The sequence below is a fragment of the Longispora sp. NPDC051575 genome (assembly GCF_040681875.1).
Lineage (GTDB): Bacteria > Actinomycetota > Actinomycetes > Mycobacteriales > Micromonosporaceae > Longispora.
Genome location: NZ_JBFAZP010000006.1, coordinates 1 through 18,504 on the forward strand (window position 1 = coordinate 1; position 18,504 = coordinate 18,504).

The 18,504-nt window shown below is 70.4% G+C and carries 13 protein-coding genes; 5 read left to right on the forward strand and 8 right to left on the reverse strand.

The annotated features are described in order from the left end of the window. The first annotated feature begins 1,113 nt into the window (after positions 1 to 1,113). The 3 genes from AB0M43_RS17600 (at position 1,114) to AB0M43_RS17610 (ending at position 5,643) form a co-directional block, all read left to right on the forward strand. Positions 1,114 to 3,084: a hypothetical protein gene (locus AB0M43_RS17600; protein WP_363725804.1), complete on the forward strand. Its 1,971-nt coding sequence runs from the start codon at positions 1,114 to 1,116 to the stop codon at positions 3,082 to 3,084. A 163-nt stretch (positions 3,085 to 3,247) separates the two neighbouring features. Next, the gene (locus AB0M43_RS17605) at positions 3,248 to 3,679 is read left to right on the forward strand and encodes a tyrosine-type recombinase/integrase (protein WP_363726970.1); all 432 of its coding nucleotides are present in this window, start codon (positions 3,248 to 3,250) and stop codon (positions 3,677 to 3,679) included. 695 nt (positions 3,680 to 4,374) lie between these two features. Further along, positions 4,375 to 5,643: an ice-binding family protein gene (locus tag AB0M43_RS17610; RefSeq protein WP_363725806.1), complete on the forward strand. Its 1,269-nt coding sequence runs from the start codon at positions 4,375 to 4,377 to the stop codon at positions 5,641 to 5,643. 83 nt (positions 5,644 to 5,726) lie between these two features. Here the strand turns inward: AB0M43_RS17610 and AB0M43_RS17615 are convergent, their stop codons facing one another. The 7 genes from AB0M43_RS17615 to AB0M43_RS17645 form a co-directional block, all read right to left on the reverse strand. Then, positions 5,727 to 6,152 carry a hypothetical protein gene (locus AB0M43_RS17615; RefSeq protein WP_363725808.1) on the reverse strand — a complete coding sequence of 142 codons (426 nt, stop codon included), beginning with the start codon at positions 6,150 to 6,152 and terminating at the stop codon, positions 5,727 to 5,729. After that, the gene (locus tag AB0M43_RS17620; protein WP_363725810.1) at positions 6,149 to 8,491 is read right to left on the reverse strand and encodes a phosphoketolase family protein; all 2,343 of its coding nucleotides are present in this window, start codon (positions 8,489 to 8,491) and stop codon (positions 6,149 to 6,151) included. The genes AB0M43_RS17615 and AB0M43_RS17620 overlap by 4 nt, the downstream gene beginning before the upstream one ends. Before the next feature lie 171 nt (positions 8,492 to 8,662). Beyond that, complete coding sequence (locus AB0M43_RS17625) at positions 8,663 to 11,293, reverse strand: cation-transporting P-type ATPase (protein WP_363725812.1); 2,631 nt, start codon at positions 11,291 to 11,293, stop codon at positions 8,663 to 8,665. A 78-nt stretch (positions 11,294 to 11,371) separates the two neighbouring features. Beyond that, positions 11,372 to 12,268, reverse strand: coding sequence for a universal stress protein (locus tag AB0M43_RS17630; RefSeq protein WP_363725814.1), 897 nt, complete (start codon positions 12,266 to 12,268; stop codon positions 11,372 to 11,374). A gap of 100 nt (positions 12,269 to 12,368) precedes the next feature. Then, positions 12,369 to 13,328 (reverse strand): nitroreductase, encoded by a 960-nt coding sequence (locus tag AB0M43_RS17635; protein WP_363725816.1) that lies wholly within the window; start codon positions 13,326 to 13,328, stop codon positions 12,369 to 12,371. Beyond that, entirely contained in the window at positions 13,325 to 14,329 is a 1,005-nt protein-coding gene (locus AB0M43_RS17640) for a nitroreductase (protein WP_363725818.1), read from the reverse strand. Before AB0M43_RS17640 ends, AB0M43_RS17635 begins: the two co-directional genes overlap by 4 nt. Before the next feature lie 35 nt (positions 14,330 to 14,364). Then, the gene (locus tag AB0M43_RS17645; protein WP_363725820.1) at positions 14,365 to 15,252 is read right to left on the reverse strand and encodes a universal stress protein; all 888 of its coding nucleotides are present in this window, start codon (positions 15,250 to 15,252) and stop codon (positions 14,365 to 14,367) included. A gap of 153 nt (positions 15,253 to 15,405) precedes the next feature. Here AB0M43_RS17645 and AB0M43_RS17650 point away from each other — a divergent pair, with 153 nt between their 5' ends. After that, positions 15,406 to 15,951 (forward strand): hypothetical protein, encoded by a 546-nt coding sequence (locus AB0M43_RS17650; RefSeq protein ID WP_363725822.1) that lies wholly within the window; start codon positions 15,406 to 15,408, stop codon positions 15,949 to 15,951. Positions 15,952 to 16,037: 86 nt separating this feature from the next. Continuing rightward, positions 16,038 to 16,679 carry a response regulator transcription factor gene (locus AB0M43_RS17655; protein WP_363725824.1) on the forward strand — a complete coding sequence of 214 codons (642 nt, stop codon included), beginning with the start codon at positions 16,038 to 16,040 and terminating at the stop codon, positions 16,677 to 16,679. Positions 16,680 to 16,705: 26 nt separating this feature from the next. Here the strand turns inward: AB0M43_RS17655 and AB0M43_RS17660 are convergent, their stop codons facing one another. Further along, positions 16,706 to 18,409 (reverse strand): GAF domain-containing protein, encoded by a 1,704-nt coding sequence (locus tag AB0M43_RS17660; protein WP_363725826.1) that lies wholly within the window; start codon positions 18,407 to 18,409, stop codon positions 16,706 to 16,708. Positions 18,410 to 18,504 lie beyond the last annotated feature (95 nt).

Genomic DNA, 18,504 nt, shown 5'->3' on the forward strand with positions numbered 1-18,504 from the left:
GAACTCGGGCGGGAAAGCTTTCGGCACGAAGACATCCTTCCAGGAGGACCAAGATCCTCACAGATCAAGGAGTCAACCAAACCGGGTGCAGTCCCACGGGCTGACTGCTAGGCATCGCGATCGCTTTGCGGACGCGGCTCTCGTCGTTGGAACGCAGATCACCAGCCAACCTTCGTGCATCATCTGTGGTCAGGGTTGGCAGTCGACCTGCAGCTGAACCTGGCGGAGTATCGGGTTTGTTCCGAGACATGATCGCCACTGCCAAGATCGTCACCGCTACGAGGCCGAGCACGATGAAGGAGATCTTCCATCTGAGACCCATTGGCAGAATGCTATGGATACTTACCCTTGCACGACACCGCTGAACAGCCGAAGGCCACGCGCCGAGTGGCTAAAGTGCTACTAGCGCTTCTTCCGCCTGGTCGGGAATTCTGGGTCACAGCACCAGTAGGCATCCCGAACCCCTGACCTATTGTCGGGGGCCGTGTTGGGATCAGCCCACATGCTAGTGGGCGCAGCACCCACCTTGCAGCTGCCCCTACGATCCGCTCTTCGGGCAGCCGACGTACAGGCTCAAGGTCGGCATGCGTCGGGTCGAGGGCGGAATGATCGCGAAGATCCCTACCTTCGGGGCGGGGCCATTGGCCGGTTGGGCTACCGGCGACGCTCGTCCGGTTGCAGGTCGGCGAGGAAGAGGCGCGCCGGCCGCTTTTTCGTCCGGCGCGATGCGTCGGGCCTCGGCTCCCAGCGCAGCGCAGCGTCGGTGGTCGGCGACCAACTCCGGTGCAGCCACCCCCAGACCTGAGAGGCCGGATCGGCGCGCTGGACTTGGTGCAAGTCATGCCCAGACGCTGGCAAGACTTGCCGGACGAGGTCCGTCAGGACGTCGGGGGCGACGTCCGTGGCCGAGACGCCATCGCGTTGCGCCAGGAGCGCCCGCACGCATTGCGGGGCAGCGGAATCGTATCGATCACAAACTGTCCATACGGGATTCGCCTCCCACCGCTTGCGAACACAACGGTGGTGGAAGTCTCGATGTAGGGCATGATAATGATCGTGCGCCTGTACCCGAAGTTTCGCTCGACAGCTCGGTCCTGGACCTTCGGAGGCTCCTTGGCGCTCGCCATCGTTCTGATGATCGTCAGTGTCTTGATCTGGTTGTCCCCGAAGAGCCTCGGAACGCTGGACAGCGCTGGCAGCGTAGGAAGTTTCATCCTCGGCTTGCTGTCCTTCGGTATCAGTATCATCACTTTTGTCACGGGCAAGGCTCCCGAGACGACCGACACCGTCTTGGACCACCTATCTGGATTAGTCCGCGAGGAATCGAACCGAGAGGCCACCCGGTTGCACCTCACCCAGGCCGAGTCGATCGCGGTGGAGTGGCGGATGGCGGATGAGCAGGTCACGCCGTCCGCCGCTGATCTGTCGAAGGTTGTGCCCGGAATCTCGGTAGGTGGTTACGTGACCAGATTCAAGACTCCCGACACGAACGACATCGCCGCGATTCCTGCGCTGCTGATGAGGACTTCACACCGCCAGCTCGTCATCATCGGCGTCCCTGGCTCGGGTAAGTCGACCACGGCGCTCCTCCTGACACGTGGGCTCCTGGAGATGCGTGCCACGGATCGGAGTGTTCCCGTTCCGGTCAGGGTCAACCTCTCCGATTGGCGGCCAGATTCCGAGGACTTTCAGGATTGGTTCATCGCGCACTTGCGCTCGCAATACCCGCCGCTCAAGCGGAGCTTGGGGGCGGGGGACGGCGCCACCGTTCTTCTCAACGACAAGCGGATCATTCCTGTCCTCGACGGACTCGATGAGGTGCCCCCGTCGCTCAGGGCGCTTGCAATTACGAAACTGACCGCTGCGATCGGAGCCGACCGTCCGTGCGTCATGACCTGCCGCTCGAAGGACTACACGGATGCCATCGTGCCCAGCGGAAGGCCGCTCGGGCGCGCCTTCGTCGTCGAACTATCGCCGGTCACTGGTACACAGGCCGCCGCGTACCTTCCAAGCGGACAGACGGCCGAGACGGCCGCACGATGGCGGCCGATCGGACGATACCTCCGCAAGAATCCGGACTCTGAGGTAGCGCGGGCACTGGCCACTCCGTTGATGCTGTACCTGGCACGTACGGCTTACACCGCGCCGGACACAGACCCCACGGAACTGCTCACCGAGACGGCATCGAGCATCCGGAAGACCCTGACGGGCCGCTACTTGCAGTCGATCTACGCCGAAGGTGAACTCGCGGCGGCCCGCAAGTATCTGGGGTTCCTGGCCCAGCATCTCACGGACCTTTCCTCGACCGAGATCGCCTGGTGGCGCCTTACGATCCCGGTCGATCATGTGAAGCGCAAGCCCCTTGAAGAGCGGAACGTTCCCGACCGGGTGAAATCCGCCATCCTCGTCCAACAACTGTTTGTGTTCATTGCCGCCTTCGCTGGTGCCCTGTCGGTCGGTAAGGTCGTGGCGCTCATCGTCGCGATGCTCTGCGGCGTTGCACTCCAGTCCCGATGGCGGCAACCCAATCAGTTGTCCTCCCCTTGGCGCACAGCGGCGGTCCCCCTCACCGTAGGTATCAGCGTCGGCATCTGGGTCGGATGGTTCTACAGCCCGGATTTCGGGCCGGCGTCCGGCGCGGTGGCCGCGCTGCTGACCATCCCGTATGTCGCCTACTCCTACCGTAAGGCGGGTCGTCCGGAGTCGGACCTGCTCAATGCCCGACGCTCCCTGCGCGGGGACGCACTTCCCGCTCTGCTGATCGGCGTCCCGGCCGCACTGCTGGCGGGCACGAGCGGATACCAGAACACCGGTAGCCTTCTGGTCGCCGCCGGTGGCATCGGCTTCGGTATCACCGTCGTACTGTCTTTCGGCAGCAAGGCGCACGCCGGCAGCGCCTGGGTGCGGTACCAGTTCACGAGATCCTGGCTCGCCCTGACAGGAAGAATCCCGTGGAGATTCATCTCCTTCCTCGAAGACGCACACCGCCGAGGAATCCTCCGGCAGACCGGAGCCACGTACCAATTCCGGCACATCAGCCTCCAAGAAGCCCTCAACGAGTATCAGGTCGGCAGTGCGCGGTGAGGTGGGTGACGGTAGTCGAGCAGCTGGGACGCTGGCAATGCACTCTGCGGTCCCGCTGGTCGAACCTCGGGCGAACCAAGGGATCACCTACCCGTACTTCGACGGCTATGGCGTCGCCTACGCCTACGTCGGCACCTTGAGCTCCTGAAAAGACGCACGTACGCTGGCCCCGCAAGCCGACGAGTACGCAGAACTAGGACCGACCGCCCCGCTCACACGGTGCTGCTCTACCTCGCCACGGAGACGAACAGAGCAGCACACCGCACAGTTCAACCGAAGGATCTGGCATCGGGCTCTTCGCGCAGCAGGACTACCCGAGGTGCCCTCGAACTGCTGCCACATGCTCCGGCACTGGTTCGCAGCCCACCTACTGAGTACCGGCGAGACCATCACGAACCTGTCCTCATGGCTAGGCCACGCCTCACCCGAATTCACCCTTCGGTCTTACGGCCGCCTGTTCACCGACTGCAGCCAAGCACGGCAAGCAATCGACGCGCTGTACGCAGCAAGCTGTGACAACAACCGCGACGAACCCAACCGTGCTCAGAATCAGGCGAGCCGCGATCAGCCCAAGTCGGCCCTAACTTCCGAGTAACCCACGAGGCCCAGCGACAGCCCAGAACACTCGTAGACCACGTTTGACTACTTGAAAAGCCAAGTATCCCTATTTGGCGTTGGAATGAAGACGGGGTCGTGACCGGCCATGGTGAATGGCGAAGACCCGGGACCACCAGCGCTTTCATCGTTGGTGAGCCATGAACCACGGTGGACCGAAGCGCGCACCTGACGGCCTGGCCACGACCTAGTTGATTCCACAGGAGTCGATGTCGACAGGTCGGTCGACAGAGAGGCGAGTGCCGTCTCCCTGTCGACCGCCAACGGAACGGCCCCTGCCATAACCCGCAAACATCCCCATGTCGGCGAATCCTTGCAGCTCTCGCGCACCAGATCCCCGCCCTCGAAGCGGCGTGTCGGATCATCCTCCTCGAGGACCACCTCGCCGAAGCGCTGCGCAACAACGCCGAACACCAGACCGGCACCTGAGCCTGTTCGCCCCGGCCCCGGACAGAGCCGGGGGCGGAACCACGCCGTCAGCGGCTCCTGCGCCGCGAAAGGTTCGCAACACGGCGCCGTCCTGAATGATCCCGAAATGGAATGGATGCAATTTGGGGAACGCCATCGTGGGCATCCGTGGGCTCCATATTGTGGTTTAATGAGTCTTATTGGCCATATGGGCCTTTCTTCTGTTTTCGTGCAGTTCAGTCGTATGGCCTCACGGATGGCCGCGCTGTGACCCGCAACGTTCATGCCCGTCGCGCCGTCGCGCCGGTACTCGCCGGACTGGCCGCAGCCGGGGTGGCGGCCACGATGGTCCTGTCCTACCCGAACGGGGCCAGCGCCGCCGACGCACCCGTGGGCCTCGGGACCGCCGCGAACTTCTCCGTCCTGGCCGGGTCCACCGTCACCAACACCGGCACGACGACCATGGCCCAGAGCCTCGGGATCCATCCCGGCAGCGCGGTCACAGGCTCCCCCGCCGTCGGCGGGGAGACACACCTGGCCGACGACGTCGCACTGGTCGCCAAGAACGACCTGACCACCGCCTACAACGACGCGGCGGGACGTACCCCGTTCATCCGGCACGTCAACGAGCTCGGCGGCGACACCCTCACCCCCGGCGTCTACCGGACCGCCGAGGCCCAGGTCACCGGGGCACTGACCCTCAACGCCCTCGGCAATCCGCAGGCCGTGTTCATCTTCCAGGTCGACTCGACCCTGATCACCGCACCGAACAGCAGCGTCGTGTTCATCAACGGCTCCGCGCCGTGCAACGTGTACTGGAAGGTCGGCAGTTCCGCCACCCTCGACACCGGCACGTCCTTCATCGGCAACATCCTCGCCTCGGCCTCGATCGCCATGAAGACCGGTGCCACCCTGCAGGGCCGCGCCCTGGCCCAGACCGCAGCCGTCACCCTCGACACCAACACCATCACCGCACCCGTGTGCGCCCAACCCACACCGAGCCCCAGCACCACCACGGGCCCGACAGCCACACCCACAGTGACACCCACCGCCGGCCCCACGTCAACACCGACGGCCGGACCGACCGCCGGCCCCACGGTGACACCCACCGCCGGCCCGACTGTCACCCCGACCGCCGGACCGACCATGACACCCACCGCGGCTCCCACGATGTCGCCCACGGCCTCACCGACACCGACCGCGTCCCCCACCGTCGGTCCGACCGCGGGACCCACCCACGGGCCCACCCCGAGCCCGAGTTCCACGCCCACCGCCGGTCCCACTGTGAGCCCGACGGCCCGACCCACCGCCTCACACACCGTGACACCGTCCGCCACCCCGACGGGATCCGCGACACCCGTTCCCGGTCCGACCGCCGACACGTCGCCCGGAGCCGGCCCGGGCCACGGACCGGGGAGACTGCCGACGACCGGAAGCGGAACAGTGCCGATCCTGATGGGTACGGGAACGACCCTGCTCACCGTCGGCGCGACCCTCCTCATAGCCCTCTACCGGCGACGGACACGCCACTCGTGACCCAGGGCCCGGCCGGCCACCAGCCTGCCGGGCCACCGACGCCGCACGTGACTGAATCCCGCCCAGGTCCGGGCGGGATTCAGTCACGTCACCGGGGTAGCCCGCACGTGCGGAGCCGCGTGGTAACCGCGTGATCCGGACCGGGTGGCGCGCAGGTTCCGGGCGTGCAGGTACACAACCGCGATGATCAGTGGTATGTGGATGGCGGGCAGGTTGTGCGCGAGCCACTTCGGTAGGTAGAGGTCTGTGACGGGGGCTCGGGTCCCGCCGAGGGGGATGGCCAGTTCGGTGAGGGGGCAGCGGGCTCCGTTGGCCAGGAAGACGGCGCTCTCGGTGGCGACGATCGTGGCGGCGATGGCTGCCCGGCGGTCGGTTCGATGCGTGACTCCGGCATAGAGCAGGTACGCCATGCTGGACTCCACCGCGAGCCAGATGACCGTGTGCACGGTCTTCAGGGTGGCCAGCGCGAGGGGTCGGGCGGCCGGCGTGGCTGCGGAGGGCAGGGTCACGACGACTCCTGCGGGCGGGGGTTGTCCGGCCAGGTCCAGTCGCGGATCTCGGCGGGATCCTCGCCGTGCGCCAGGATGTGGGCGCGGGCGGCGGCGCGGGCGTCCACAGCGTGCTGGCGCAGGTCGGTGGCGCGGCGGGCGAGGCCCGGAACCCGGTCGATGACGTCGGTGACGAGCCGGTAGCGGTCCAGGTCGTTCATCATGAGCAGGTCGAACGGTGTGGTGGTGGTCCCTTCCTCCTTGTAGCCGCGTACGTGCAGATTGCCGTGGCCGGCCCGGCGGTAGGTGAGTCGGTGGATCAGGGTCGGATAGCCGTGGTAGGCGAAGATCACGGGCTTGTCCGTGGTGAAGATCGCGTCGAACTCACTGTCTGGCAGGCCGTGCGGGTGCTCGGACTCCGGTTGCAGGCGCATCAGGTCGACGACGTTGACGACCCGGACCCGCAGGTCGGGCAGGTGTCTGCGGAGCAGGTCGGCGGCGGCGAGGGTCTCGCGGCTGGGGACGTCCCCGGCACAGGCCAGGACCACGTCGGGGTCGCCGTCGTCGGTGGACGCCCAGTCCCACACGCCCAGGCCCCGGGCGCAGTGCGCGGCGGCGTCGGCCATGTCCAGCCACACGGGCGCGGGTGCCTTGCCCGCGACGATCACGTTGATGTAGTCGCGGCTGCGCAGGCAGTGGTCGGTCACCGAGAGCAGGGTGTTGGCGTCCGGCGGCAGGTACACCCGGATGATCTCCGCCTTTTTGTTGACCACGTGGTCGATGAAGCCGGGGTCCTGGTGGGAGAAGCCGTTGTGGTCCTGCTCCCAGACGTGTGAGGTGAGCAGGTAGTTCAGCGAGGGCACCGGCCGCCGCCACGGGATCGTCCGCGAGACCTTCAGCCACTTCGCGTGCTGGTTGACCATGGAGTCGACGACGTGGACGAACGCCTCGTAGCAGGAGAACAGGCCGTGCCGGCCGGTCAGGGTGTACCCCTCCAGCCAGCCCTGGCAGGTGTGCTCGGACAGGATCTCCATCACCCGCCCGTCCGGGTCGAGGTGCTCGTCGGTGGGCAGCACCTCCGCCTGCCACGCCTTACCGGTGACCTCGTAGACGGCATCGAGCCGGTTGGAGGCCGTCTCGTCGGGGCCGAACAACCGGAAGGTGCGCGGGTTGGCGGCCATCACGTCGCGCAGCCACCCACCGAGCACCCGGGTCGCGCCGACCGTCGCACCGGCCTTCACCGCATGGTCCCGGAAGTCGGGCAGCACCAGCTCCCGGGTGAGGGAACCACCGTTGGACTGCGGCACCACACCCATCCGGCGCCGACCACCCGGAAGTCCATCCGTGAGTTCGCGGCGGGGCGCGCCCGACAGGTCGAACAGCTCATCCGGGCGGTAGGAGCGCAGCCACGTCTCCAGTGCCGCGAGTTGGCCCGGGTCGGACTTCGCGGCCGGGAGCGGAACCTGGTGCGCGCGCCACGTGCCCTCGACCGGCAGGCCGTCGCGTTCCCGGGGCCCGGTCCAGCCCTTGGGGGTACGCAACACGATCATCGGCCAGCGCGGCCGGGCCGGTTCGTAGCTGATCGCGGTCAACCGGTCGAAGACGAGGTCGAGAGTGGCGGCCAGCTGCTGGTGAACCTCGGCCGGATCGTCACCGGTGACGAAGTGGGGCTCGTAGCCGTAGCCCGTCAGGAGCGCGGTGAGTTCGTCCGCTCCGATCCGGGCCAGCACGCTCGGGTTGGCGATCTTGTACCCGTTGAGGTGCAGGATCGGCAGCACCGCCCCGTCGCGGCCCGGCGTGAGGAACTTGTTCGAGTGCCAGGCGGCGGCCAACGGGCCGGTCTCGGCCTCGCCGTCGCCGATCACGCACGCCACGACCAGGCCGGGGTTGTCGAACGCCGCCCCGAAGGCGTGCGCCAGGGAGTAGCCGAGCTCGCCGCCCTCGTGGATCGAGCCGGGGGTCTCCGGGGCGACGTGGCTGGGGACTCCGCCGGGAAAGGAGAACTGCCGGAACAGCTTCGCCATCCCGGCGGCGTCGCGGGTGACCTCCGGGTACCTGTCCGTGTAGGTGCCTTCGAGCCAGGTGTTGGCCAGCAGGGCCGGGCCGCCGTGCCCGGGGCCGGTGACGAACAGGACCGGCTGGTCGCGGCCGGCGATGATCCGGTTGAGGTGGGCGTAGACGAGGTTCAGGCCGGGGCTGGTGCCCCAGTGGCCGAGGAGGCGCGGCTTGATGTGTTCGGGGCGCAGTGGTTCGCGGAGCAGCGGGTTGTCGAGCAGGAAGATCTGACCGGCGGACAGGTAGTTCGCGGCCCGCCAGTACCTGTCGAGGGCCCGCAGTTCCTTCGGGTTCAACGTGTTCATGAGGTGGCCTCCGGTTCGTCGCCGCCCTGGTCGAGGCGGAATGGCGGGTAGGTGTCGGTGAGCAGCGCCGTGCGGGGTGCACGGGTAGCGGCAGGGCGGTGTGCGGATCCGGGTGCCGGGCGGTCGTCGTGGTAGGCCCGACCGTCCCTTGTGGACGACGCTGGTTGACCGCTACATCCGGTCCTCGGACTTGTCGATCCGCAGGACTCTGACGGCACCTCGCGAGGCGCCGTCAGCCCCGGTCCGGGTCGCCACGCGCCGGGATCTGACCGCCTGGTAGCCGGCGAGCGCCACCCCGGGGACGCTGGCGGCGAGGGCGCAGCACGACACCTGGTACCCGGTGAGGGACTCGGTGCCCAGCAGGGCTCTCAACGGAGCCAGCCAGAGGGCTGCGAGCTGGCCGGCCAGGGACACGGCCACGGCTGCCGGCAGCCACCAGTTGCGTGGCTGCCCAGGCTGCCGCCGGGCCCGCACCGCGAGGGCGACGCCGAGTTGGGCGAGGCCGAGGACGGTGAACAGGACCGTCTGCCACGGCCAGTCCGACCGGTGCGCCACCAGGGTCATGACGGTGGACACGGCGGTGATCAGGGCGCCGACGCCGAGGATCTGCCAGAGCAGTGCGGGCCCGAGGATGGCCGCGCCGGGGCGTCGGGGTGGCTGGCGCATGGCATCACGGTCACCGGGTTCGGCACCCAGCGCCACGCCGGGCAGGCCGTGGGTGAGCATGTTGATCCACAGGATCTGGGCCGGGAGCAGCGGGATGGCGAACCCCAGAACCGGGCCGGTGAGCATGATGAGTACCTCGGCGAGGCCGCCGGCGAGGGCGTAGGCGAGGAAGCGGCGGATGTTGGCGTAGATGCGCCGGCCCTCCTCGACGGCGACTGCGGCGGTGGCGAGGTTGTCGTCGGCCAGGACGAGGTGCGCGGCCTGGCGGGCGGCCTCGGTGCCACCTCTGCCCATGGCGACGCCGATGTCGGCGCGGCGCAGGGCGGGCGCGTCGTTGACGCCGTCGCCGGTCATGGCCACGACCTCGCCCCGGTCCTGCAGTGCGGTGATGATGGCGAGTTTGTGCTCGGGGCGGGTGCGGGCGAACACCCGGGCCCTGTCGAGGCGTTCGGGGGTCAGGTCGTCGTGGCCGAGGACGACCTCGCCGTGGTGGCCGTCGATGATGCCCAACTGGCCTGCTACCGCCCTGGCGGTCGCGGGATGGTCACCGGTGATCAACAGGAGTCGGATACCGGCCCTGGTGAAGGTCTCCAGGGCTTCGGCGGCCTCCGGGCGGACCGGGTCGGCCAACGCGACGAGTCCCACGAGCCGCAGGTCGTGCGCCGCGTTCCCGGCTGTGGGGAGGGTGGTGGTCGAGGCGTCGGCGACGGCGAGGACCCGGTAGCCCCGGGCGGCGAGGTCCTCGGCCATCGCAACGGCCGAGGCGACGGCCGCCGGGGTGTCGGTGAGTAGCTCGGTGGTCAGGATCGTCTCCGGGGCGCCCTTGCAGATCGTCAGGTAGCTGTCGCCGTCGCGGTGCACGGTGGTCATCCGGCGGCGCACCGCGTCGAAGGGCACCTCCAACAGGCGCGGACACGCGGCCCGGTGGACCCCGTGCCGGGCGGCAGCGGTCAGGAGAGCGGCTTCCATCGGGTCCCCGACGGGTGTCCACCGGCCCCCGGCCTCCTCGGGCGGGGCCAGGTCGGCGTCGTTGCACAGCACCAGATCGCGGGTCAGCCGATCCAGCCGACCCGGGTCTGCGCCGGGCTGCACGTCCCCGACGGGGTCATACCCGCGTCCGGACACCGCGACGGTCGTGTCGCCGCAGACCAGCAGCTCGACGGTCATGAGCCCTTCGGTGAGGGTGCCGGTCTTGTCGGCGGCCAGGACGGTGACGGATCCCAGGGTCTCCACGGCGGTGAGCTGCCGCACGATCGCCGCGCGGCGGGCCATCCGGTAGGCGCCGAGGGCGAGGGCCACGGTGACGACCGCCGGCAGGGACTCGGGCACGGCGGCGACGGTGAGGCTGACCGCGACGAGGAGCATCTCCACCGGTTCCCGGCCGGCGAGGAGACCCAGGACCATCACGACCACCGACACCGCGACAGCCGTGGCACCCAGGATCCGGCTCAGTCCGGTGAGCCGTCTCTGGAGCGGGGTGGGTCGGCGGGGCTGGGCCGCGACGAGGGCGGTGATCTGGCCGAGGGCGCTGTCCGGGCCGGTGCGGGTCACGGTGGCGCTGGCGCGGCCGGCGGCGAGAACGGTACCCCCGGAAAGGTCGTCGCCCTCGATCTTGTCCACCGGAACCGACTCGCCGGTCAGCGCGGACTCGTCGACCCGCGCCTGGGCCGCCTCGAGGACGGCCAGGTCGGCGGGCACGATGTCGCCGGCCTCCAGGCGCACCACGTCTCCGGGCACCAGGTCGGCCGCCGCGACGAGGCTGGCCACCCCGTCGCGGACCACGCGGGCGTGCGGCGCGGCCAGTTCCCGCAGGGCGGCCACGGCCTGGTCGGCGCGGATCTCCTGGCGGATGCCGATCGCGGTGTTCACCACGACGACCAGGGCGATGACGATCGTGTCGGACACGTCGCGCAAGGCGACCGTGACGGCCATCGCCGCCAGCAACAGCAGCACCAACGGATCGCGCAGCTGGTCGACGACCCGGTGCCACAGCCGGCGCGGGGCCGGCGGAGGAATGCTGTTCGGGCCGTGGCGGGAGCGTAGCGCGGCCACTTCCGCGCTGGTGAGGCCGGACGGGGCCGTCCGCGGCTGAACGGTCGGGTCCGTGGCGACGGGGTACCCGGAACGGGCGGTCATCGCATGCTCCTCCGCACTCCAGATGGTTCGGGTCGCACGGGTCCGGCCATGGCTGGGCCGGGCCCGTGTCGCTAGGGGTTACTCCGTCTTGACGGGGTGGACGATGACGACGGGGCAGTCGGCGTGGTGGATCAGCGTGTAGCCGACCGAGCCGAGGAGCAGGCTCACCACCTCGCCCCTGCCACGGGAACCGACGACGACCAGGCTGGCGAGGGCGGACTCCTCCAGGAGGATCTCCGCCGGGTTGCGGTCGTGGGACAGGGCGCGGGTGACCTGCACCTGCGGGTACTTCTCGGCGAACCCGGCCATCGCCTCGGCCAGGACCCGCTCGGAGGTCTCCACGGCCTCGATGAACGTGGACCCGGGCTGCGTCCCTGAGCCGGTTCCCGCCTCGGGGACGGTGTGCCAGACGTAGAGCGCCCGCAACGGCGCGCCCCGACGGTCGGCTTCGGCGAAGGCGAATTCGAGGGCCGCCACGCTGTGTTCGCGGTCGTCGACCCCGACCAGGACCGGGGCTGTGGCCGGCCGGTCGGTCTCGCCGCGGACGACCATGACCGGGCAGGCGGCGTGGGTGGCGACCTGACCGGACACCGCGCCCAGCATCAGGCCGGCGAACCCGCCGGTGCCGCGCGAGCCGACGACGACCAAGGCCGCGTGGGCGGAGCGTTCCACCAGCCACGCCGCCGGGGTGGTGTGGATCAGGTGCGTGTCGACATCGAGCCCCGGGTGTCGGCGTTCCACCCGGGTCTCGGCGCGGGCGAGGGTCTCTGCGACCTCGGGCGGGGGCATCGTGAACTCCGGCGGATACGGCACGGCCATCAAGGAGCTGTTCAGGGTGGGCAGCACGAAGCCGTGCATGATCTCCAACGGCAGCCCGCGCGCGGCGGCCTGGTCCGCGGCGACGTCCAGGGCCGCGTCCGCGAACGCCGAACCGTCGACGCCGACCACGACGCCGAGGCGGTGTTTGTTGCTCATGTTTCCTCCACGGGACTCGATGTCTTCAGCTTCACCAGGTGCGCCCGTGCCGGGCAGAGGCTTTCCGCCCTGACCGGAGGGACCTTCGGCCCTGGGCCTGTCAGGGCAGGATGACGTCGGCCGCCGGTCGGCGGGGGCTGGCGGTGGCCGGGAGGCCGTAGCCGAGGCGTAGGAGCATGTGCGGGCTGCCCTGCCAGTGCAGTTCCCGCCACAGCTCGTCGCGGGCGGCCTCGTCGTCGACGGGCTGGGACATCATCGACGCCGACAGGCCCATCACGGTGGCGGTGAGCAGGACCCGTTGCAGGGCCTGTCCGGCCCTGAGCTGGTCTCCGGGCAGGTCGCCGTGCGCGCCGAGGACCGCCAGCAGCGGTTCGGCCTGGTAGTCGCGGCCTGTGGGGTGCGCCGGGCCGCCGAAGTCCCGCCGGGGCAGGAGTTCGTGGGCCGCGGGGGCCGGGCCGCCGGCCCTGACCGGTACGCCGTCGCGGCGGGCCGGGTCGTGGTTGATCCAGGCGGCCAACTCGACCTGGTAGCCGGGGTCGTCGGTGATCCGCCGGTTGGCTCTCCGCAGGATCGCGGCGATCCGGGCCACGGCGGCCGGGTCGTCGACCAGCTGCAGCCAGCATCGTTCAGTCGCCGCCGCGTGGGTCAGGCGGGCACGTTGTTCGGTGGACACGGGGCTGTCCAGGTACGGGTCGCGGTTGCTGTGCCGGAGCCCGATCGCGGCGTGCAGTTCCCGTTCCAGGGGCGTCGCCGGCCGGTCGACGGCCGGGGTGAGGCGGGCGAGGAAGTCCGTGCGGCCGGGTTCGGGGAGCAGCCGCACGGTCATCGGGTGGCCGTGCGCGGTCAGGGCGAGGCGCAGGTTGAGCAGCGCCGCGCCGCAGCTGATCCGCACGGCCCGGTGGTGCGGGTCTGCCACGGTGAGGTCGCGGCCGGTGTCGGCGTACACCTCGACGGTGTCGCCGTCGCGGCGGAACAGCCACGGCTGGGTGTTGTGCATCGAGGGGGCGAGGGTCGCAGCCGTCACGGCCGCGGTGAAGACCTCCCGCGTCAGGGCGGTCATGACGGTTCCTGTCCGGGGTCGCGGCGGGGGCTGCGCGGTACGGTGCCGGGCCGTTCGACGGTCCCGAACCGCAGGGCCAGGACGGGCCAGCCGAGGCCCGCGAGGATCCGGCGGCGCAGATCCTCGCGCACGGCCGGCACCTCCGTGATGTCACTCATGGGCGATGCGGCCAGGCCCGCGCAGACAGCGGCGAGGAGGACCGCCGACATCGCCTCCCCCGCCGCCAACCAGTCCGCCGGCGCGTCGGTGTCGGTGAACAGCAGCCCGTAGCGGGTGCCGGCGTCGGTACCGGTGCCCGGGGGCAGGGCGGCGTCGCCGGCCGGGGCGAAGTCGCGGACCACCACCCGCCGGGGCACGGTCGCCACGGCGGCGTCGGCGGGAACCCCGTCGGCGGCGTGCGGCGGGCGGTGGGTCCAGGCACCGAGTTCGGCCCGGTAGGCCGGGTCGGTGAACTCGGCGTCGGAGGCGTGCTGCCCGGCGACGGTCAGCTCCACCACCTGCTCGTCGCGGAGGAACTGCAGGTGGGCGCCATGCCGTTCGGCCGCGTCGCGCAGAGCCTCCACCGATTCTCCGGGTACCGGGATCGCGGTGAAGGGCCGGCGGTCGCTGCGCCGGACCGCGATGGCCTGGACGAGGCGAAGGTCCATCGGGGTCGGAGCGCGCCGGCCGGTGAGCACGAGCCGGGCCAGCAGCGTCGGCTGCGACGGATCGGGCAGTCGACGCACCTCGACGGTGTGTCCGGCGGCGGCCAGGGCGACGAGCGCGTGGTGCAGCGCGGTTCCGCAACTGACGATCAGCAGCCGGCTGTCGGGATCGGTGGCCACCAACTGGCGGTCCAGGTCGGCGCGCAGGTCGGCGACGTCGTCGTGCAGATCCCACCGCCACGGCTGGGTGTTGAACAGCGACGGGGCACGCAGCGCCGTCAACGCGGCCAGGCCCAGCGGTCCCGCGCTGGCACGCGCGCGCCGTGTGGGGTCGGTGTCGGTGAAGTGGATGGACATGACGGGTTCCCCCTTTGCCGGACGGTGCCGGTGGTCTAGCGGATGATGGCGACGGTGCCGTCGGCGTGGTGCAGTACGGCCTGGCTGACCGAGCCCAGCAGCAGGCCGGCGAAACCGCCGCGTCCGCGCGAGCCGACGACGACCAGGTGCGCGCCGGGCGACGCGTCGATCAGCGCCCGGCCCGCCCGGCCCGCCACGAGGTGGTGGGTGACCTTCACGTCCGGGAAGCGTTCCTGCCAGCCGGCGAGGACTTCGGTGAGCACACGCTGCTCCTCGGCGCCGGCGAGCTCTGGGTCATGGACCGGGGGCAGCATCTCGCCGGGTTCGGTGGACAGTGGCCAGCGCCAGGCGTGCACGGCGGTCAACCCGACCCGGTTGAGGGACGCCTCCGTGAACGCGAACTCCAGCGCCCGCTCCGACCCGCCGGCGCCGTCCACGCCGACGACGACGTTGCCGGCCCCCGGCCCCGGCGGGAGCAGGTGCGGGCGGACGATGACCGTGGGACACGCGGCGTGCGCGGCGACCTGCACCCCCACGGACCCGACGAGCAGCCCCGTGAACCCGCCCAGCCCCCGGTGCCCGAGTACGACCATGGCCGCGGCGCGGCTCTCGCCCAGCAGTACCGCCGCCGCGGCACCCTCGACAAGAATGGGGTCCACGCGCAGGTCGGGGTGCCTGGCGGTGACCCTGCCGGCAGCCTGCGCGAGGTACTCCCCTGCCTGGGCGCGCAGCCCGGCGAGGACCTCCCGGGAGGACACGGGCCCGTCGGGCAGGTGCATCGCCGGCCAGATGTAGGCGTGCACGATCCGCAGCGGCCGGCCCCGCCGCGCCGCGGCGTCGGCGGCCCAGTCCACGGCCGCCAGGGCCGTGTCGGAGCCGTCGACGCCGACGACGACGTGGGCGGTGACGACGGACTCGGTCATGGCGGCCTCCGGGAGTTGTGGTTGACCTCAGCCTCCGGCAGCGGGGAGCGGGCGAACAGTGCCGAAAGACCCGGGCTGAGCAGTGCGTGCGGCCCTGTGCCGCGACCGGCGGCCGGCACAGGCTGTGCGGGACGAAAGAGAAGGGACTCGACGATGAGCACCATCACCCGCGACGCCGGCCGAACGCACTCCGCCCAGACCACGAACGGTCAGACTCCCGCCATCCGGTACGTCCTGGCCGGTCTGCGGCTCGCCCTGGGCTGGGTGTTCCTGTGGGCGTTCCTCGACAAACTGTTCGGCCTCGGGTACGCCACGAAGTCCCCAGCGGCGTGGATCAACGGCGGCCACCCGACCCTGGGGTTCCTGAAGAACTCCGCCAAGGGACCGTTCGCCGACTTCTACCACTCGATCGCCGGCACCACCTTCGCCGACGTGGCGTTCATGACCGGCCTCGCCGCCGTCGGGATCGCGCTCATCGCCGGGATCGGCATGCGCGTCGCCGCGATCGCCGGGGCCCTGCTCCTGGTCATGATGTGGACCGCCGTCCTGCCGCCGGCCACGAACCCGTTCATGGACGACCACCTGATCTACGCCGGCCTGCTCGTCGCGCTGGCGCTGGCCCACGCCGGGGACACCTGGGGCCTGGGTGGCTGGTGGGCACGGCAGCCCCTGGTCGCAAGGATGCGCTGGCTGCGCTGACCGTGAGCGGTCCGTGCCGAAGGTCCCGCCCGGTTCGGGACCTTCGGCACGGGTCGGACACGCCTGCGGCGGGGTATAACGACAGGATGATCCGCGTTTTCCTCCTCGACGACCATGAAGTGGTCCGCCGGGGCCTGCGTCAACTGCTCGAGGACTCCGGGGACGTCGAGGTCGTCGGCGAGTCCGGCTCCGCCGTCGAGGCCGCCAGCCGGATCCCGGCGCTGCGGCCCCAGGTCGCGGTCCTCGACGCCCGGCTACCCGACGGCAACGGCATCGAGGTGTGCCGGGCGGTGCGGTCGGTGGACCCGACGATCCAGGCCCTGATCCTCACCTCCTACGAGGACGACGAGGCCCTGTTCGCCGCGATCATGGCCGGGGCCGCCGGCTACCTGCTCAAGCAGATCCGCGGCACCGACCTCGTCGACGCCGTCCGCCGGGTCGCCGCCGGCCAGTCACTGCTCGACCCGGCCGTCACCGCCCGGGTCCTCGACCGGATCCGGCAGGGCACCCGGGCCCCCGACGCACTGGCCGACCTCACCGAACAGGAACGCAAGGTCCTCGTGCACATGGCCGAGGGCATGACCAACCGGGAGATCGCCGCCGCCATGTTCCTGGCGGAAAAGACCGTCAAGAACTACGTGTCCAGCGTGCTGGCCAAACTCGGCCTCGAACGACGCACGCAGGCGGCCGTGCTGGCCAGCAAACTCCTCGGCCCGAACCGGCCCTGACCCGCCGGTACCCGGAAAAGGGGTCTCTAGATCGGGGCCCACCAGGTCAGCAGGGTGCCGGACGGCTCGACGTCGGCGACCTCGAAGCCCCCGGCGAAGACCCGGGCCCGCTCGGCGAGGTTGAGCAGACCGCCCCGGGGCTGTGCGCCCCCCACGCCGTCGTCGGCGACAGTCAGGGTGACCCGGCCCTCCGTGACCCGCAGCGCCACCCGCACCCGGCCGGCCCGGGCATGTCGGGCCACATTCGCCAGGGCCTCGCGCAGCACCGCCAGCACCTCCGGACGCAGTTCCTCGGGCACCGCGCTGTCCACGGGCCCTTCGAGGGCCAGCGTGGGCCGGATCCCCATCGTGGTGGCGCTCTTGTCCACCAGGTCACGCACCTGGGTACGCAGATCCGTGCCCGAGGGGGACCGCAGCTCGAAGATCGCGCTCCGGATGTCGCGGATCGTGCCGTCCAGGTCATCCACCACGGCGTTGATCCGGTCGGCGACGTCCTGCTTGCCCGTGATTCGCGCCGCGCTCTGCAACTGCATGCCGGCGGCGAACAGCCGCTGGATGACGACGTCGTGCAGGTCGCGGGCGATGCGTTCGCGGTCCCCCAGCATGGCCAGCAACGCCCGCTCGTCCCGCGCGCCGGCCCGGACCAGGGCGAGCGCCGCCTGCCCGGCGAACGTCTCCACGAGGGCCACGTCAGGCCCCTCAGCGAATGTCACCCCGCCACGCTCGTAGGCGACCGCCAGCACGCCGAGCAGGTCACCGTCGGCGATCAACGGCACCAGCAGCGCGGTACCCGTCGACAGGCCCACCGGCCAGGTCGCCGCCCTGCCGAGGTCCCCGACCACCGCCAGGCTCCGCTCGGTGATGACCGACGAGATCTCGCCGTGGTCCGCCGGCACGGCGAACCCGACCAGTGCCGCGCCGGGGTCGCCGTCGGCCACCTCGACCAGGAGCCGACCGCCGTCGGGGTCGTACAGCATCACCAGCACCAGGTGCGCCTCGGCGACCTCCCTGGCACGCGCGGCGACCAGGCGCAGCGCCTCCGTGCGGTCGACGTCGCTGAGGATCACCGTGCTGGTCTCGGTGGCGGCCTCCAGCCAGCGCTGCCGGCGGCGGGACTGCGCGTACAGCCGGGCGTTGTCGATCGCCGCGCCGGCCGCCACGGCGAGGGCGATCATGATCTCCTCGTCGTCGTCGGTGAACTGGCCGCCACCGCGTTTCTCCGACAGGTACAGGTTGCCGTACACCTGGTCGCGGATCCGGATCGGCACCCCGAGGAACGTGTGCATCGCCGGATGCTCGGCGGGGAAGCCGTAGGCGCGGGGGTGCTTCGTGATGTCCGGCAGCCGGATCGGTTGGGGTTCCTCGATCAGCAGGCCCAGGATGCCGTGCCCGGAGGGCAGGTCCCCGATCCTGGCGTGGGTCTCCGGGTCCATGCCGTGCGTGATGAACTCGGTCAGCGTGCGGTCGGGGCCGATCACCCCGAGCGCCCCGTACTCGGCGTCGGTCAGGGCGCACGCCGCCTGGATGATGCGCTCCAGAGTGGCGCGCAGTTCCAGATCGGTGCCGATCCCGACGACCGCGTCGAGCAGCGAGCGCAGCCGTTCCCGGCTGGCCATCACCACCCCGACCCGGGACAGCAGCTCCCCGAGCAGGTCATCGAGACCCGTCTGCGACAGCGGGGACAGGCCTAAAGCGGAGGAAACTGGAGCATCGTCATGCTTCTTGGCCATACCACGATGCTATGCCCGGCCGCAGCGGATCGGGAGCGAACGTTCGCTTCGTCGGCGGGCGGGTGCCCTGTCGGGCGTCCGGGCTCGCGGGTCTC

Coding starts and splice junctions, on each gene's coding strand:
- AB0M43_RS17620 (WP_363725810.1), bottom strand. CDS start 8,491: ATGAACACGTTGAACCCGAAGGAACTGCGGGCCCTCGACAGGTACTGG.
- AB0M43_RS17625 (WP_363725812.1), bottom strand. CDS start 11,293: ATGACCGCCCGTTCCGGGTACCCCGTCGCCACGGACCCGACCGTTCAG.
- AB0M43_RS17630 (WP_363725814.1), bottom strand. CDS start 12,268: ATGAGCAACAAACACCGCCTCGGCGTCGTGGTCGGCGTCGACGGTTCG.
- AB0M43_RS17635 (WP_363725816.1), bottom strand. CDS start 13,328: ATGACCGCCCTGACGCGGGAGGTCTTCACCGCGGCCGTGACGGCTGCG.
- AB0M43_RS17640 (WP_363725818.1), bottom strand. CDS start 14,329: ATGTCCATCCACTTCACCGACACCGACCCCACACGGCGCGCGCGTGCC.
- AB0M43_RS17645 (WP_363725820.1), bottom strand. CDS start 15,252: ATGACCGAGTCCGTCGTCACCGCCCACGTCGTCGTCGGCGTCGACGGC.
- AB0M43_RS17650 (WP_363725822.1), top strand. CDS start 15,406: ATGAGCACCATCACCCGCGACGCCGGCCGAACGCACTCCGCCCAGACC.
- AB0M43_RS17655 (WP_363725824.1), top strand. CDS start 16,038: ATGATCCGCGTTTTCCTCCTCGACGACCATGAAGTGGTCCGCCGGGGC.
- AB0M43_RS17660 (WP_363725826.1), bottom strand. CDS start 18,409: ATGGCCAAGAAGCATGACGATGCTCCAGTTTCCTCCGCTTTAGGCCTG.